The organism is Fictibacillus nanhaiensis, assembly GCF_049537595.1.
Lineage (GTDB): Bacteria > Bacillota > Bacilli > Bacillales > Fictibacillaceae > Fictibacillus > Fictibacillus nanhaiensis_F.
In genome coordinates this window covers 1-15,449 of the sequence record NZ_JBMULM010000002.1, presented here as the reverse complement: position 1 = coordinate 15,449, position 15,449 = coordinate 1, and the positions used below count along the sequence as shown (strand labels likewise).

At 40.7% G+C, this 15,449-nt stretch carries 10 protein-coding genes, 15 tRNA genes and 2 rRNA genes; 2 read left to right on the top strand and 25 right to left on the bottom strand.

Annotation, left to right across the window (positions count from 1 at the left end; genetic code table 11):
* Positions 1-26: 26 nt before the first annotated feature.
* Entirely contained in the window at positions 27-1,865 is a 1,839-nt protein-coding gene (locus ACOZ9X_RS11375) for a transglycosylase domain-containing protein (protein ID WP_423418283.1), read from the top strand.
* 214 nt (positions 1,866-2,079) lie between these two features.
* Here ACOZ9X_RS11375 and ACOZ9X_RS11370 read toward each other — a convergent pair whose 3' ends face one another.
* The 5 genes from ACOZ9X_RS11370 to queG form a co-directional block, all read right to left on the bottom strand.
* The gene (locus tag ACOZ9X_RS11370) at positions 2,080-2,637 is read right to left on the bottom strand and encodes a DUF5366 family protein (protein WP_423418282.1); all 558 of its coding nucleotides are present in this window, start codon (positions 2,635-2,637) and stop codon (positions 2,080-2,082) included.
* A 448-nt stretch (positions 2,638-3,085) separates the two neighbouring features.
* Positions 3,086-3,559, bottom strand: coding sequence for a tRNA (uridine(34)/cytosine(34)/5-carboxymethylaminomethyluridine(34)-2'-O)-methyltransferase TrmL (trmL, locus tag ACOZ9X_RS11365; protein WP_423418281.1), 474 nt, complete (start codon positions 3,557-3,559; stop codon positions 3,086-3,088).
* Positions 3,560-3,644: 85 nt separating this feature from the next.
* On the bottom strand, positions 3,645-4,526 hold the full coding sequence (locus ACOZ9X_RS11360; protein ID WP_153236540.1) for an amidase domain-containing protein: 882 nt from the start codon (positions 4,524-4,526) through the stop codon (positions 3,645-3,647).
* Between the two features lie 68 nt (positions 4,527-4,594).
* The gene (locus ACOZ9X_RS11355; RefSeq protein WP_137790631.1) at positions 4,595-5,131 is read right to left on the bottom strand and encodes a methylated-DNA--[protein]-cysteine S-methyltransferase; all 537 of its coding nucleotides are present in this window, start codon (positions 5,129-5,131) and stop codon (positions 4,595-4,597) included.
* A 59-nt stretch (positions 5,132-5,190) separates the two neighbouring features.
* Complete coding sequence (gene queG / locus ACOZ9X_RS11350; protein WP_423418280.1) at positions 5,191-6,336, bottom strand: tRNA epoxyqueuosine(34) reductase QueG; 1,146 nt, start codon at positions 6,334-6,336, stop codon at positions 5,191-5,193.
* A 73-nt stretch (positions 6,337-6,409) separates the two neighbouring features.
* Here queG and ACOZ9X_RS11345 point away from each other — a divergent pair, with 73 nt between their 5' ends.
* Positions 6,410-7,066: a B3/4 domain-containing protein gene (locus ACOZ9X_RS11345; protein WP_423418279.1), complete on the top strand. Its 657-nt coding sequence runs from the start codon at positions 6,410-6,412 to the stop codon at positions 7,064-7,066.
* Between the two features lie 336 nt (positions 7,067-7,402).
* Here the strand turns inward: ACOZ9X_RS11345 and ACOZ9X_RS11340 are convergent, their stop codons facing one another.
* The 20 genes from ACOZ9X_RS11340 to ACOZ9X_RS11245 form a co-directional block, all read right to left on the bottom strand.
* A complete protein-coding gene (locus ACOZ9X_RS11340) occupies positions 7,403-8,080 on the bottom strand; it encodes a hypothetical protein (RefSeq protein WP_423418278.1) in 678 nt (225 codons plus the stop codon).
* Between the two features lie 433 nt (positions 8,081-8,513).
* Positions 8,514-10,970: a YhgE/Pip family protein gene (locus tag ACOZ9X_RS11335; RefSeq protein WP_423418277.1), complete on the bottom strand. Its 2,457-nt coding sequence runs from the start codon at positions 10,968-10,970 to the stop codon at positions 8,514-8,516.
* Between the two features lie 192 nt (positions 10,971-11,162).
* The gene (locus ACOZ9X_RS11330; protein WP_423418935.1) at positions 11,163-13,352 is read right to left on the bottom strand and encodes an ATP-dependent helicase; all 2,190 of its coding nucleotides are present in this window, start codon (positions 13,350-13,352) and stop codon (positions 11,163-11,165) included.
* Positions 13,353-13,477: 125 nt separating this feature from the next.
* A tRNA-Leu gene (locus ACOZ9X_RS11325) sits at positions 13,478-13,562 on the bottom strand.
* A gap of 26 nt (positions 13,563-13,588) precedes the next feature.
* Positions 13,589-13,663: transfer RNA gene (locus ACOZ9X_RS11320), tRNA-Cys, on the bottom strand.
* 12 nt (positions 13,664-13,675) lie between these two features.
* Positions 13,676-13,750: transfer RNA gene (locus tag ACOZ9X_RS11315), tRNA-Gly, on the bottom strand.
* Between the two features lie 59 nt (positions 13,751-13,809).
* Positions 13,810-13,884 (bottom strand) — tRNA-Gln (locus tag ACOZ9X_RS11310).
* Positions 13,885-13,894: 10 nt separating this feature from the next.
* A tRNA-His gene (locus tag ACOZ9X_RS11305) sits at positions 13,895-13,970 on the bottom strand.
* A gap of 14 nt (positions 13,971-13,984) precedes the next feature.
* Positions 13,985-14,058: transfer RNA gene (locus tag ACOZ9X_RS11300), tRNA-Trp, on the bottom strand.
* A gap of 17 nt (positions 14,059-14,075) precedes the next feature.
* Positions 14,076-14,160 (bottom strand) — tRNA-Tyr (locus ACOZ9X_RS11295).
* An 82-nt stretch (positions 14,161-14,242) separates the two neighbouring features.
* Positions 14,243-14,318 (bottom strand) — tRNA-Thr (locus tag ACOZ9X_RS11290).
* Positions 14,319-14,326: 8 nt separating this feature from the next.
* Positions 14,327-14,402, bottom strand: a tRNA-Phe gene (locus ACOZ9X_RS11285).
* Between the two features lie 43 nt (positions 14,403-14,445).
* Positions 14,446-14,521 (bottom strand) — tRNA-Asp (locus ACOZ9X_RS11280).
* Between the two features lie 138 nt (positions 14,522-14,659).
* Positions 14,660-14,736: transfer RNA gene (locus ACOZ9X_RS11275), tRNA-Met, on the bottom strand.
* Positions 14,737-14,763: 27 nt separating this feature from the next.
* Positions 14,764-14,839, bottom strand: a tRNA-Val gene (locus ACOZ9X_RS11270).
* A 24-nt stretch (positions 14,840-14,863) separates the two neighbouring features.
* Positions 14,864-14,938: transfer RNA gene (locus tag ACOZ9X_RS11265), tRNA-Glu, on the bottom strand.
* A gap of 27 nt (positions 14,939-14,965) precedes the next feature.
* Positions 14,966-15,057: transfer RNA gene (locus tag ACOZ9X_RS11260), tRNA-Ser, on the bottom strand.
* 4 nt (positions 15,058-15,061) lie between these two features.
* Positions 15,062-15,136: transfer RNA gene (locus tag ACOZ9X_RS11255), tRNA-Asn, on the bottom strand.
* A gap of 10 nt (positions 15,137-15,146) precedes the next feature.
* Positions 15,147-15,262, bottom strand: a 5S ribosomal RNA gene (rrf, locus tag ACOZ9X_RS11250).
* A 64-nt stretch (positions 15,263-15,326) separates the two neighbouring features.
* Positions 15,327-15,449, bottom strand: a 23S ribosomal RNA gene (locus tag ACOZ9X_RS11245); the annotation flags it as partial.

The following is a 15,449-nucleotide window of genomic DNA, read 5'->3' as shown; positions in this document are numbered from 1 at the left end:
TTATGTTTTGAAACGGAGAAAGCGTTATGAATCAAAAGCTTGGCCTTATATCAGTGCTCTTACTGTTCGGTATCGTGCTCTTTTCATTTATGGGTTTAAGAACGGAACACGAAAACTATGTTCCTTTTCAAAAAGCCATTTCTTCCCTTGCTCAAGTGGAGAATATGAAATTAGATGAAAACAGTCTCCTTCTTGATCGAAACGGTGATCTTCTTTATGAGTTTAAAAGTACTGAGAGCCGTGTTTACCTAGACTACAACAAAATTCCTGAACCTGTGCGTCAAGCTTTTATCGCTACGGAGGATCAAGGATTCAACCAGCACCATGGAATCGATGGAAAAGCGATCGCGCGGGCTTTTATTACAAATTCATCAGCAGGGTCTGTTCAGCAAGGCGGCAGTACAATCACACAGCAGCTGTCACGCAATCTATTTCTAACACACGAACGTACATACGACCGAAAACTAAAAGAGTTATTAATCTCATACAGAATTGAACAACAGTTATCAAAAGAAAAAATCTTAGAGCTATACATCAACTCGATCTATTTTCAAAATGGTGTGTATGGAATTGAAAAGGCTAGCCGTTATTACTTCAGCAAACCGGTCGGTGAACTTTCGTTAGCTGAAACAGCACTTCTAGCGGCTATTCCAAACAACCCAAAGCTGTACGATCCTCTAACTAACTTTGAGAACACGATAAAACGCCAAAAGTGGATTTTATTGAAGATGAAAGAGCAAGGATACATCAACGAAGCTACTTATGAAGCATCACTTAGTCAACACATTCAATTAAAGGTTTCACAGCCTGTCGTTCCCTTCCCTGAAATCGTGGGTTATGTAAAAAAAGAACTTCTAAGTTTAATAGCGACTGCTCCCGCTAACAAAGGACTGACAGCAGAAGAGCTTTTGCTAAAGCGTGATCAGCTGTTAACAAGTGGTGTTGTCGTGGAAACTGCATTAGATCCTAAGCTACAAAAAGAAGCAGTGCGTGCTTTGAATAACCGGTTGCCCTATAACGATGTGGAAGGATCTGTCGTTGTTGTCGATCATATTTCAAAACAGATCGTCTCTATAGTTGGCGGAAAGAATGTTGGTTTAGAAGAATTCAACCGTGCCACTCAAGCAAAAAGACAGCCCGGTTCTTCAATTAAGCCGCTTCTCGTCTATGCTCCTTATGTTGATGTGTACGGTGCAAAATCACAATCGCTCATTTCTGCAGCAAGTATGTGTGAAGATAACTATTGCCCTAACAACTATGGAGGAGCTTCTTACGGAACAGTCTCCTTAAAAAAAGCGATGGCGAGTTCCATCAACACCGCGGCTGTTAGAGTACTCCGTAAAACAGGCGTGAATAAGGCATTTTCTTATTTGCAGCCCTTCGAATTTTCTGCTGTAACGCGAGAAGATCATCAGCTTGCAAGCGCGCTCGGCGGATTCTCAAAAGGCTTTTCGCCTCTTGAACTAACCAGTGCGTATACTGCATTTAGTTCTGGTGGGACATTTGTAAAACCTAGGTTGATAACTTCTGTAAAAGATAAGAATGGTAAGCTGTTATATGCTTGGAAAGAGAAGCCCGTTTCAGTATGGAGTGAGAAAACAAATAGCGTAATGCGCGAGATGCTTGAAGCCGTAACGATTTCAGGTACTGCAAGAGATGCTCGTTTTGCGGGTTCCTCCTACATTGGAGGTAAGACTGGAACAACAAACGATGTACGGGATCTTTGGTTTATCGGACTGACTGATCGTTATACGGCAGGCGTTTGGGTAGGCCGTGACACACCAAGCAGTCTTCGTTCTATTGAGAATTCATCACCCGAAGTCATGATCTGGCGTGATATTATGAAAAAAGCTTATCAAAATTGAGAAAAAACCCTGTCACGACAAGAGTGACAGGGTTTTTGGCTGAGCATTAGTTATCGTGAAGCTAACAACAAGAAGTATATTCATGTTAATACGGCGAGATTCATAAAAAATACGGCGAGTTTTTCAAGTATTACGGTGTAAATAGCCCTCAATACGGCGAGTTTTTAACAAATATCGGCGAGATTACAATATTCGACAACTCTTACCTAACTCCCTATGTAATAGCCGCCACGAACGCATTATACAAACGCATCACCGTATAGACCACAAGCAGGCCGAAACCTGTCCAAAAGAATAAGTGCAGAAATACCATGCCCATGATACCAATGGTTGATAAACTGTAGCTGATCCGCAATAAGAATTGAAAAAAGTACAAAAGAGATGCAACAATAAACACAATACCTATCAGCAGCACGGAATGGTTCAGCGCGATCGAGAGCATACCGCCTATAAAAAAGTACCAACTCCCACCTTTTCCTTGCTGAAGCAGATTTCCCTCTGTATCTTTTGAAAAAAAGAACAGTCCAAGTTGCGTTAGCGTGTCAGACAGCAGCTTAAGAGCTGCAAACATCATAAAGAACAGCAGAAACAAACAAAAACCGATCGATAAATGAATGACATGATCTTTAAATAATTCTTGCATCCCCTGATAAACACCAAAGTAGGTAAGCTTATCGATTAAGAGTCTTTCAAAATAAATGGCAAACCCCGAACTGAACAGAATAATAGAAAACAAGGGAAGATACCCTGTCATATATACGTTTTTCTTCATTTATGCTTGCACGAATCCCCTCGAATTGTTAAATTTCAGCAGAAATACATTCCCATGAAAACCGTTTTCATTTATAATGAGAAAAGATACTGGAAAGAATAATACTACTTTCAAAGGAGGAGTTCAAATGGATTTTATCCTCATCCTACTCGTGATGCTCGCCTTCCTGACTGCCATCTTTACAGCAGGCTATAACGATCGTCCTGGAAAAAACTAATCCATATACATATGGAAGTAAAAACGTCCCTTTTTCATCAGGACGTTTTTTTATTTTCTCTCAAAGGTAGGACTTCATTGACAAGTTGATTGGAGTGTAAGGTGGGAGACTCCTGTGGGACAGGCGGGCAGGTGAGACACTTATAAGTGAAACTTGCGAATGTGGCTCACCGCCTGCCCCACGGAAGCGAGCACCTGTAACGGAAATTAACCACTTACAGTAAGAAAAAGCTTATTTCAACTCTCCAAAACTCTGTTGCCGCAATGCTTCATAGATTAATAGCGCAGCTGTATTCGATAGGTTTAATGAACGAATGTGTTCATTCATCGGTATACGCAGACATCTTTCCATGTTTGCATCAATCACTTCACGCGGAAGTCCCTTCGTTTCTTTTCCAAAAACAAAGAAAACATCTTTCTTGGAATCGGAGTAATCGAAATTTGAGTACGTCTGTTCACCGAATTTGGTGATATAGTAAAACTCCCCATTTGGGTATTCATTATAAAAAGCATCCAACGAATCATGATGAGACAACTTTACATGCTCCCAATAATCAAGGCCAGCACGCTTTAAGTATTTGTCTTCTAAAGAAAATCCAAGTGGATGAATAAGATGCAGATGTGCACCTGTTCCGGCACAAGTACGTGCGATGTTTCCTGTGTTCGCAGGAATTAACGGTTCGAATAAAACAACATGTATAGCCAAAAAGCTCACCTCAAAAACAATATTCCAACAAGTACTTATTATAGCACTTTTTTTGGAATATCACTCTCTGAAGGCAAGCTTCTTCTTAAAGAATATGAAAAAATTTATATTGAATACGCTTTGTGTACGCCGTTGAATCTTCATAGCCCCAATATCTCATTCTACTGTTTGTTGTATGGGCATTTACGAGTGGTTCTCCTGAAGGATCCTTTGCGACCACAATCGTCGTATGCTGATAATGACCATCTCCATCAAAGTCATAACAAATCACGTCTCCCGGCAAAAGAAGATGCGCCGCTGATTTCTCTTGTGCTTGAAGCGTCGATTTTGAGCCGCTCAAATACCATCTCATCGCATTGGCTACTGACCAGCTATAACTCCAAGAATTATTTCTCATCCACCACCCCTTCGACTTAATCGATTGAGAAGTCATTGGAATGCCGCCTGCATGCAGACTTTGAGAAATGTAATTCGTGCAATCATTCTCAAAAGATTTATAGGCAGGATTAAACGTATTCCACCATCTCTCTGCATAGCGTACAGCAGCAAGCCGATCATAACCGCCTTTCGTAGGTGTAATCGATTCGTTCTCCCGCTCGATCTTCGGAAGTTCTCTATAGTTACCTTCCACATTCACAGGTTCATCGCTCTTCATATCACCATCTTGAAACGTAGCTCGTCGCTCTTGAGAGATCTCTTCCACATAGAAATCAAACCCGTGTTTGATCAAGAAGCTGTAATGGACGAGATAATCTACCTGAACTTTATCCTCAGACTCAGTCGTTCGTAAGACGCTTCCGTTCGTTTGGTTGTTCACGATAAACGCATTTCTATCGGTATACATTTGTTTTTTTCGAATGAAGCTCTCTTGTTCTTCTCGTAAAAAGTAACCTCTTCCGTCTGCATCTGCATGTATCATCCATTGAGATTGGTTTTGGATATAAGCTTTAAGTGTTTCCATCCACATCAGACATCCCTCCTGCTTCTACTAACATATGAGTGGGATATCAAAAAAAAGAACCCTTTAAGGGCTCTCTAGGATGTCTTCTTGCAGCTATTCTGTTCGATCGATAACAATATTTCTTTTTTATCTAATCCCCCACCATAGCCTACAAGTGCTCCATTACTTCCAATCACTCGGTGACATGGAATAAAAACAGGTACTGGATTTTGATTATTTGCGCTGCCTACAGCTCGAACGGCCTTAGGTGCACCAATGCCTTGAGCGACTTCCTTATATGAACAAGTTACGCCATAAGGAATACTCGTAAGCTGGTTCCATACCTTTTTTTGAAAAGCGGTACCAAATAAATCATAGTTCACACTAAATTCATGCAGATTGCCTGCAAAATAAGCGTGTAGTTGTTGAATGGCATCGTCCAATCGTTCTGGAGAGTGTATAAGCTCTCCCTTAATAAAATGTTTCGCCATCCATGAACGTAAAGTTGGAAGGTTATCCTCCATTGAACCAAAATCGAGACGGCAGATTCCGTTCTCCGTTGCAATGATTGTTAACGGTCCGATTACGCTTTCCATTTCTTCGTAATAGAGTAACGTTTTAATCTGACACATAATTATCCCTTCTTTTCATTACTTGACCTTACTATATCGGACACTCCAAACATATGCGATTACGAAATTTCTTGATTTCGAACCATTTTCAGTCCCTTTTCAATCTCTAGCGTGACCAAATCGTCTTTTTCACTCTCTTTTGCAGATAATAGTTCTAATTCCGCATTTTCTCCGCCAATCTTACCAATGGCCCATGCCGCAGTGCCTCTTATGACGGGTCGTGGGTCATGATGAAGGACCGTTAATAAATCCGGAATGGCTGTTTCATCTTTAAAATGAGCTAAAGCAATAATCGCATTTCGTTGAATAGGCTTCTTTCCTCTCCAACTGCCTGAAATGTAACCGAATTTTTCTTTGAACTCTCTATTGCTTATCGACAACAACGGTTTTAAAAGAGGCTTTACGATCTCTGGATCAGGCTCCATTTCCATATGATGATGAAAATCTTTCCCCTTATTTTCAGGGCATACGGTCTGACACGTGTCACACCCATATAAACGGTTACCGAGCTTATCTCTATACTGATCAGGCAGAAATCCTTTCGTTTGCGTTAAAAAGGCGATACACTTTGACGAATCAAGCTGTCCTCCTTGTACTAGAGCATTAGTCGGACATGCATCGACACATTTGTTGCACGAACCACACTGATCTTCCATTGGTGTGTCTGCAGGAAATGCAATGTTTGTAATCATTTCGCCAAGATACATATAAGAACCGAACTCAGGTGACATGATCGCACAGTTCTTCGCACTCCATCCGATCCCGGCTCTTTCAGCAACAGCCCGATCCGATAGTTCACCTGTGTCTACCATTGATTTCACAGCGGCACCTGGAACTTTCTCTATAATAAAAGCTTCCAGTAATGAGAGCTTTTCTCTTAATATATGGTGGTAGTCTTTACCCCATGATGCTCTGCAAAAAATTCCCCTGCGCTCTCCTCGAATACTTCTTGGAGCATCTTTCATCTTGGAGGGATATGCAAGAGCGATCGATATGATACTGGAAGCACCAGACAGAAGCCGATCAGGCTCTGTTCTCTTTTCTATATCACTTTCTTCGAATCCTGATTGATAGTTAAGGTCTTGTTGTAATCGGAGACGTTCTTTGAGCTCGGCAAATACATCAGCATGTGCAAAACCAATTTTGTCGATTCCGATTTCTTTACTATATGCAACGATCTCTTCCTTCAACTGGGCACTTGTCACGCATATCCCTCCTTTACATTTATTTTCTACAATTATGATAAACTACTATTACTCAAATATGAAACGGGGTTACATGATGATCACAATTAATCCTAAACTAAACGAACTTGTACCGAACTTTAAAATAGGCACAATTACATACCATAATATCGCGATTAGCGAATCACCGCAAATGATTAAAGGCAGGTTCCAGCTATTTACAGAATCCTTGCGACTTGAAGAAAAAAATGCTGCCGATTACCCTGGTGTTGCGGAATATCGAAAAGTGTTCAAGTCTATTGGAATTGATCCTTCCAGATATCGTCCCGCCTCAGAAGCATTGTTGCGACGGGTGTTAAGCGGCAAGGACCTACCTCCGATCAATTCAGGCGTCGATGTAAACAACTTCTTCTCTATTCGATTTGCTATTCCGATCGGTCTTTATAACCTTGATGAGATTGAAGGTGATGTTGAGATTGATCTTGGTAGCGCTGAAGATACATATGAAGGGTTAAATGGACGTGAGATGAATATGGAAGGCAAATTGCTGTCTAGAGACGAGGTTGGTGCATTTGGCAGTCCAATCGTTGATTCTAAGCGCACGATGGTGGATGAGAGTGTTAAAAATGCGCTACATATCGTGTACCTCCAGCCCTCTATGGATAAGAGTGAGGCTCATGAGCTGTTGGAATCTATGGCCAAGATGTTCACTCAAGTGAATGGTGGGAGTGCTGAGATCCAGGTGATTTAACTGCTAGCTTACGATGAGGGCTAAGTTGTTCTTTGGCGCTTTTGGAAACAGTCCTATCGTGTTGTTATTTGTCGACTCGCCGATATACGATGAAAACTCGCCGTATTAATGGAGAAACTCGCCGTATTATCATTGAATCTCGCCGTATTATTGCTCGAACTCGCCGTATTTCATGTTCACATCATAAAAAAACAAAAAAATGCAGGGCTTCATTGGATCAACGAAGCCCTGCATTAAAACCTACAACTAACTTGTTCTATATATAAGCAGCAAGTAGGACATTTATGACAAGTTCTTCAAACATTTTATTGGAATTTTGCTATCAGACTTGATATTTTATTCTACTAGCGTATATTTCACAGACAATGTTGCTTCAATCTCGTCTCCTTCATCCAATTCAAACACATATTCAGGAAGGAACAGGTCATCTCCTCTTCCTAAGATGATATTGACTTTACTGCCTCCATTCACAAAGTAATTTCCAAATCCGTTCACCGGCTCTACTTTATACCTCCCTGGCGCTATATCTTTACCTGCTATAAAAACGCCTGCCACTAAAGTTCGTGGCTCTTTCTTTTTAACTAGAATGCCTTTATTTAAAGAATCTAGCTCATTTTGTTTATTGGCGATCTCACCGCTAAGTTTTTTTAATTCATCTTTCTGTCCTTTTACTTGAACGCCCAATTCATCTAGTTCTTTTTGAATCGCATCTTTTTGACTGATCAATTCCGAAGCTTCGTCAACCTGTATTAGAAGCCCATCCAATTCGGCTTGTTTGTTACTCTTTTCTTCCTCCATCGCTTCAACGTTTTTTTCTATACTTTCTAACTCTTTTTTCCATTCTTTAATTTCACCATCAATTTCCCTTGCTACAACTTTTTTATCTTTGAGAAGAACAGAAGCTTTGTTGAAACCTATTGCATGTGCTGAAAAAGCGCTAACCGCTACTAAAACAAGTCCTATTAAGCTTAAGTAGATCCACTTCCTCTTAACAATGGATAATTCCCATTTCATTAAATCTCCTCCTCATGATGAGATATGTATGGCTTTTGAACTATTTTATTTTCCTGATAAAACATTATGCTTTTTTATAAAAATAAAAACCCCTTTATAAAAGGGGTATAGGACTCATCTATAAATATCGAAATAATACAAGGATAGAAAAGAGAAAAAGGATTACCATGACAAATAACAAGCGAACGGATTGGAAAAGCCTAATCATCAGCCCATTAATCATATGCATGTAGTGAAAAATATCAGCCGTTATAAATAGGATTGAAACGAAGGGGACAGTAATTAAAATCAGGCAGACTGTGGCACGCCGGTCTCTATACATCAGAGAAATAACCTCCTTTACACCTACATATTCAGTGTACAAGAAGAAGATTCAAAAAAAGTTCCCGGCTTAAGTTGCCAGGAACTCTTTATTGTAACGATTAGATTATAATCAGCTCGCTAAATCTAGATTTTTCGGTTCGCTTTTTGGTTTTGCAAACAGATAGACGGCGATCGACAATAAACTAAAACTTAATAGATAGATGAACAATATCCCCATATTGGAGAATGCAGAGCTCGTACTACCCAATGAGATCAATGCCTTAAATCCAGCGATGGAATAAGTGAACGGCAAGAACTCACTTAGCGCACGCAAATTCTCTGGCAACATATCGATCGGCAGATTTGCACCTGTCGTAGAAAGCTGTAGAATCACTAAAGCGAACGCGATGAATCGTCCGATGTTTCCTAATGACGCGAACAATAAGACGATTCCTGTGAATACCAAACTAACAAAAACCGCAAAAGCTATAAAACCTAGTGGATTTTCAGTTTTTACATTTAAGACGAGTAGAACAACTGTCGAAAGAAGTAATGCCTGTACAACAGCCAGAGCACCTAGGTTCATGAATTTAGCACCAAACCAAGAGAACGCTGAAACTTCTTCTGGCTTTCTAAAGTTTATGAACATCGACATGATTAAGATTCCAACGAATAGTGCTAATGAAAGAACATAAGGAGCTGTTGAATCACGATAGAGTGGATATTTATTTACCGTTTCACTCTTCAACTCAACAGGCGAAGAAAACATGCTTAAATTCTTACCATTGGCCGCCTTAATCGCACCTGTTTTCTCTGCACCATCTTTTAGACCAGATGATAACTCGTTACTTCCATCATTTAATTTTCCGGCACCGTCATTTAATTTTGTTACACCTTCTGTTAAATCACCCCAGCCTTTTTCAACTGTTGCGTTTCCATCACTAACCTGTGACATACCATCATTAATCTTTGTTGCGCCTGAAGTTAGATCACGCCATCCTTTTTCAACCGAAGAGTTACCCGCCGATACTTGGGTTGCACCGTCATTAAGCTGTGAAGCACCTTTTGTCAGAGACGTCCAACCCGTATTGACCGATTGGTTTCCTGCTGCAATTTGAGACGTACCTGCGTGCAGCTCTCCTACCTTACCTACCATCGTGTTCCAGCCACTCTCAATAGACGCCGTCCCTTGTTGAAGCAAAGGTACCTTTTGACTTAATGTAGCAACACCGTTATTTACTGACGTTTGGCCAGCAACTAGCTGGTTTACCCCATCAGCGACAGACTTTGGATTAGGTTCAGCATTTACGGTGAAAGCTCCTGCGATTTTTGCAGCACCTTGACTTAGTGCCTGGAGCTTCTGGGCTTTTGCAGGATCAGTTGCAGCTGCTGTAATGGCTTGACTCGTACCATAGATCTTCATAAAAGCAGGATCAGTTTGCAGTTCCGGATGCTGCTTCAAGAATGCTTGCAGATCAGCTGATAACACTTGCAGCCCCGCACCTAGCTTTGCAGATTCATCTGCTACTTGAGCAACTCCTTGTGAGATCTGTTGTGTTCCAGGAGCGATTTCATTCTTGATCGCACTTTGAACACCTTTTAGTCCTGTTAAGATTCCCGTTGTTCCAGCTTTAAGTTGCGGTATGCTGTCTCCAAGTTGTCTCGCACCTGCCGCTAAGTCTTTAACTCCTGATTGTTTATCTTTTAAATTTTGTAATAAAAGTCCTGTTCCTTCATTGGCTGCAGCTGAACCTGCCGCAAGCTTCGAAATGTCACCCGACTTAGATTGAAGGGACGAAAGCAGTTCCTTCGTACCAGCACTTAGTTGCGATGAACCGTTTGCCAGTTTACTAATATCTGGTTGTTTTGCTGAAAGAGAGCTTGCCATTTGTCCGACACCATTTTGAAGTTCTTTTGCACCACTCGCTAGCTTTGAAATATCAGCCGCTTTATTTGTAAGCGATTGCAAAAGTGTGCTTGTTCCATCACGAAGATCTGTCATCCCCGTATTTAATTTTGCAGATCCATCTGCAGCTGATTGAAATCCTTCAGATACATCACCGAGACTGGCAAACATATTGTTCGCATACTTCTCAGTAATCTTATCCCCTAGTTTTTCTCTTAGCTTTTCAGTAGCACTTCTTGTCACTTGTGCTGCCATGAAGTTTAATCCTTCGTTTTGAATATACGTAAGTTGAAGCTTTTCTGGATTATCACTTAAAACGGTTGTTACTCTTTGTGAGAAATCCTCAGGAATCTCGATAACCATGTAATATTTCTGACTATCAAGACCTTCTTGAGCCTCCTCAGCACTTACAAATTCCCAACCGAGATCTTTTCCTTTCTTTAAGTCTGCGACTAGATCTTTTCCTACATTAATCGGTTCATCGTCCGATAATGCACCCTTGTCCTTGTTGACTACAGCAACAGGCAAGTTTGACAAGTTGTCATACGGTCCCCATTTTGGTGAAAGAAGTATACCACCATAGACGACAGGTACGAGCAACGCAGCAATGACTGAGATCAGCAGACCCTTTTTACCTGCCAACTTCGCCATCTCTGCCATAAACAAACGAAAAGCGTTCATCCCTTTACCCCCGTTCTCCCCAAAAATAAAATACATCCTGTAAAAATGAACAGGTATTCACTTCTACTAGAATGTATTATTCGGAAGAGACAGGAATAAATCCTTCTTATTTATCAGAAAATTGTAAAATATTAAATAATAATAAGGTAGTAAGTCCTGTTATAATATAGGTTTGGATTTTGAGATGGGTGATTATGCTTTTACCAAAGGCTCCAATAGTCCCATCTCTAAGCAAGCACTGATGGATAATTTCTTTTCCTTTGATTGAAATTTTAAAGTAATAAATTCTCCGCTGATCTCAGTAATTTCTCCTGTTCCAAACACACGATGATTAACGGCTAGACCAACATATAATTCTTCTTTCTTTTTGATGCTATTCGGATTGTAAGGAACTCCATTTATCTTCTTTACATTCTTTTTTACTGCTGGTTCAGATTTCAACATTCTTGTGGGATCTAATATGTTTTTTACATCAGTTACAAACACAGACTCCTCGACTTTTTTCCCATCTCGATAAGGATACGTCACTAGGCTTAATTGTTTCTTGGCACGCGTCATACCTACATAAAATAAACGAGCTGCTTCTTCTAACAATAAATGATCTGTACGATCTTCTTTAGATGGTATGATTCCATCTACTACATCAATCATATATACCCTCTCAAATTCGAGTCCTTTCGCACTATGAAAGGTAGAAAGGGTTATGGCTTCATGCCCTTTCTTCTTTTTTGCTGTTTTCAAAACAACTTCGAGATGTTTTAATCGTTTAGCAAAATCCTGAAGGCTCTCTAGTTCTGTTGCAATTTCTTCTAGTGTGTTTAAGATGCCCACTAAATACTCCATTCGAAAACCAAGGCTTTTACTGATTTTTTCTATGGCCTTATCGTATCCTAAACCATCTCTAATCACACGTATGGCCTGAAGAGGCTTCATACCTTTCATTTCTTTGAACGTCTCTTTACTAGTCTTCAGAAGTTTAACTTGATACTCCTGTAATTTTACATGCTTCAGCAGATTATCAAATACAGAATCGTTATTATTCAGTTGTTTGAGTGCTTGCATCTGCTGCTTCGTAATATAGCCGTTAAATTTCAAATGAATTTTTTCAAGAATGTCTGGCCTCTTGTCCGTAAAGCTCATACGCATAAAATTCAATATATCTTGAACCACCCAATGTGAAAAGAAACGATTATCAGCATCCTTCATATAAAAAGAAATTCCAGCACGATCAAAATCATTCATCAAGCCAATGGATGATGAATTATTGCGATATAAGACGGCGATTTCTTTTAAATGAACGCTGTCATTCAATTCATGGACTAAATATTTTGATTGTTCCTTAAAATTAACGAGATGTTTTACTTGAATCGGTTGCTGCGAAGGATTTTGAGTGAACATATTTTTTTCATATCTATTTTTATTTCTTTTAATAAACGAATTAGCAACGTTAACAATATCCTCAGATGAGCGATAGTTCTGCTCCATAAACAAAATAGAAGCATCACTGTACTTTTCCTTAAATTTAAGCAAATAGGAAGGCTCAGCACCTCTCCAGCTATAAATAGATTGGTCATCATCGGCCACAACACATAAATTTCGATGAGTAGAAACCATTTTTTCTATAATGGAATGCTGCACCAGCGAAGTATCCTGGCTTTCATCCGTTAAGAAATAGTCGTATCGATTTTGATAATGACGTAACACCTGCGCATTCTTTTCCAATACGTCATTTCCGATCGTAAGCATATCATCAAAGTCTAACAACACATGATTTAAATCTGAACCTTTGAGTTCCTCATATTGTTTAAATATCTCTTCAGCCTTCGGAACATCACAAGAAACTTCTGACCAACGTTCAATAGGTATCATCTTGTTTTTTATATAACTAATATAAGTGGTGAGCTCCTCCATTTGATCCTCGGTTATGTTTTCCCCAACTACAGACTTGAATAAATGCCTCAGCATAAGTTTTTTGTTGTGTTGAAAGTTTCTTGCCGATCCTGCTTTTTCATCTGAATCGTGATCACCCTCTATAATTGTAAAAGGGATTCCCAATTTTCTATAATGATTCCTGACTACCTCAAAAGCAAAGCTATGAATGGTCGAAAAGTCCACAGAAGGAAGTTCAGGATAAAATCTTCTGAAACGCTCTTTCATATCATTAGCTGACGCCTTACTAAATGTAACGGCCTTTATACGAGAAGGATGAATCCCTTTTTCCATAATCAAATAACCGATTCTCATAATGACTGTGGTCGTTTTCCCAGAACCAGGTGAAGCAAGTAATAGAAGGGGTCCTTCTGTCTCTATAACAGCATTTTTTTGAACATCATTTAAAGTGATGCCTAGATCATTTTTCATTTTAGTGAAGAAATCTCCCATTGGATCAGTACCCTTTCGTAACTTGAATATGTTCATCGTTAATTGAAGTATAAAGTTTAAAAGCAAATAAAAAAACTCCCCACAAAGGTGAGAAGTTTTAAGTTTAAATGTTAAGTTAAGTAAAATGGTACCGGTGGTCGGGGTCGAACCGACACTCCAGAAGGAACACGATTTTGAGTCGTGCGCGTCTGCCAATTCCGCCACACCGGCATTTGAATCTTTTGAATTGGAATTTATGGAGGCGGCACCCGGATTCGAACCGGGGGATAAGGGTTTTGCAGACCCGTGCCTTACCACTTGGCTATGCCGCCAGAAAACAAAAATGGAGCGGAAGACGGGATTCGAACCCGCGACCCCAACCTTGGCAAGGTTGTATTCTACCACTGAACTACTTCCGCAAACATTTAATTAACTTATAATATGTTGTTAAAATCATCTTATGTTATAAAAATAAAAATGGCTGGGCTAGCTGGATTCGAACCAACGCATGTCGCAGTCAAAGTGCGATGCCTTACCGCTTGGCTATAGCCCAACAATTTAAATGGGGCGGACGAGGGGAATCGAACCCCCGAATGTCGGAACCACAATCCGATGCGTTAACCACTTCGCCACGACCGCCACAGTATTAAAATTGGCAGGGGCAGTAGGAATCGAACCCACACCAAAGGTTTTGGAGACCTTCGTTCTACCTTTAAACTATGCCCCTATATAAGGAATAAAAGATGGTGGAGGGGGACGGATTCGAACCGCCGAACCCGGAGGGAGCGGATTTACAGTCCGCCGCGTTTAGCCACTTCGCTACCCCTCCACGAATGAAGACAGGTTTTATTATAAAACATAATCACCCTGTTTTTCAATAAGTTTTTTGTTCCAATTAAGGAAGAAAAAACTGGTGCCGGCTAGAGGACTTGAACCCCCAACCTACTGATTACAAGTCAGTTGCTCTACCAATTGAGCTAAACCGGCAAAAAAAATGGTGGCTCGAGACGGAATCGAACCGCCGACACGAGGATTTTCAGTCCTCTGCTCTACCGACTGAGCTATCGAGCCAAGAAAAATTCTTGGTGTTGTAAAGCCACCGTTTAAATAAAAATGGCGGACCCGACCGGGGTCGAACCGGCGATCTCCTGCGTGACAGGCAGGCATGTTAACCACTACACCACGAGTCCAAAATTGGTTGCACCTTAATTTCATGATCAAAAAGTAATCTCGACATTGTAACATGAAATAATATTGGTTGCACCCTATGGGCACTACAGATATTTCATGGTCAAGAAGATTCTCAACGTTGTAACATGAAATAATATTGGTTGCGGGGACAGGATTTGAACCTGCGACCTTCGGGTTATGAGCCCGACGAGCTACCAGACTGCTCCACCCCGCGATGATATTAATATGATATAAAAGTAAATGGTGGAGGATGACGGGTTCGAACCGCCGACCCCCTGCTTGTAAGGCAGGTGCTCTCCCAGCTGAGCTAATCCTCCATATTTTAAATGATTATGTATAAGTGGTGACCCGTACGGGATTCGAACCCGTGTTACCGCCGTGAAAGGGCGGTGTCTTAACCGCTTGACCAACGGGCCAGATTTTTGAGCTAGAGAGTATGTATCTGGCGGAGAGCAAGGGATTCGAACCCTTGATACGGGGTTGACCGTATACACGATTTCCAATCGTGCTCCTTCGACCTCTCGGACAGCTCTCCAATATGGCTCCACAGGTAGGACTCGAACCTACGACCGATCGGTTAACAGCCGATAGCTCTACCACTGAGCTACTGTGGAATATGTATTGGCTCAGCGACGTCCTACTCTAACAGGGGGAAACCCCCAACTACCATCGGCGCTAAAGAGCTTAACTTCCGTGTTCGGTATGGGAACGGGTGTGACCTCTTTGCCATCATCACTGAACCAAATTATATTGAGAGATGTTCTCTCAAAACTAGATACGACGTTTCCAAACGTTATGCTTTTTAAGGATAAGCCCTCGACCGATTAGTATCTGTCAGCTCCACGTGTCACCACGCTTCCACACCAGACCTATCAACCTCATCATCTCTAAGGGGTCTTACTCACTTGCGTGATGGGAAATCTCATC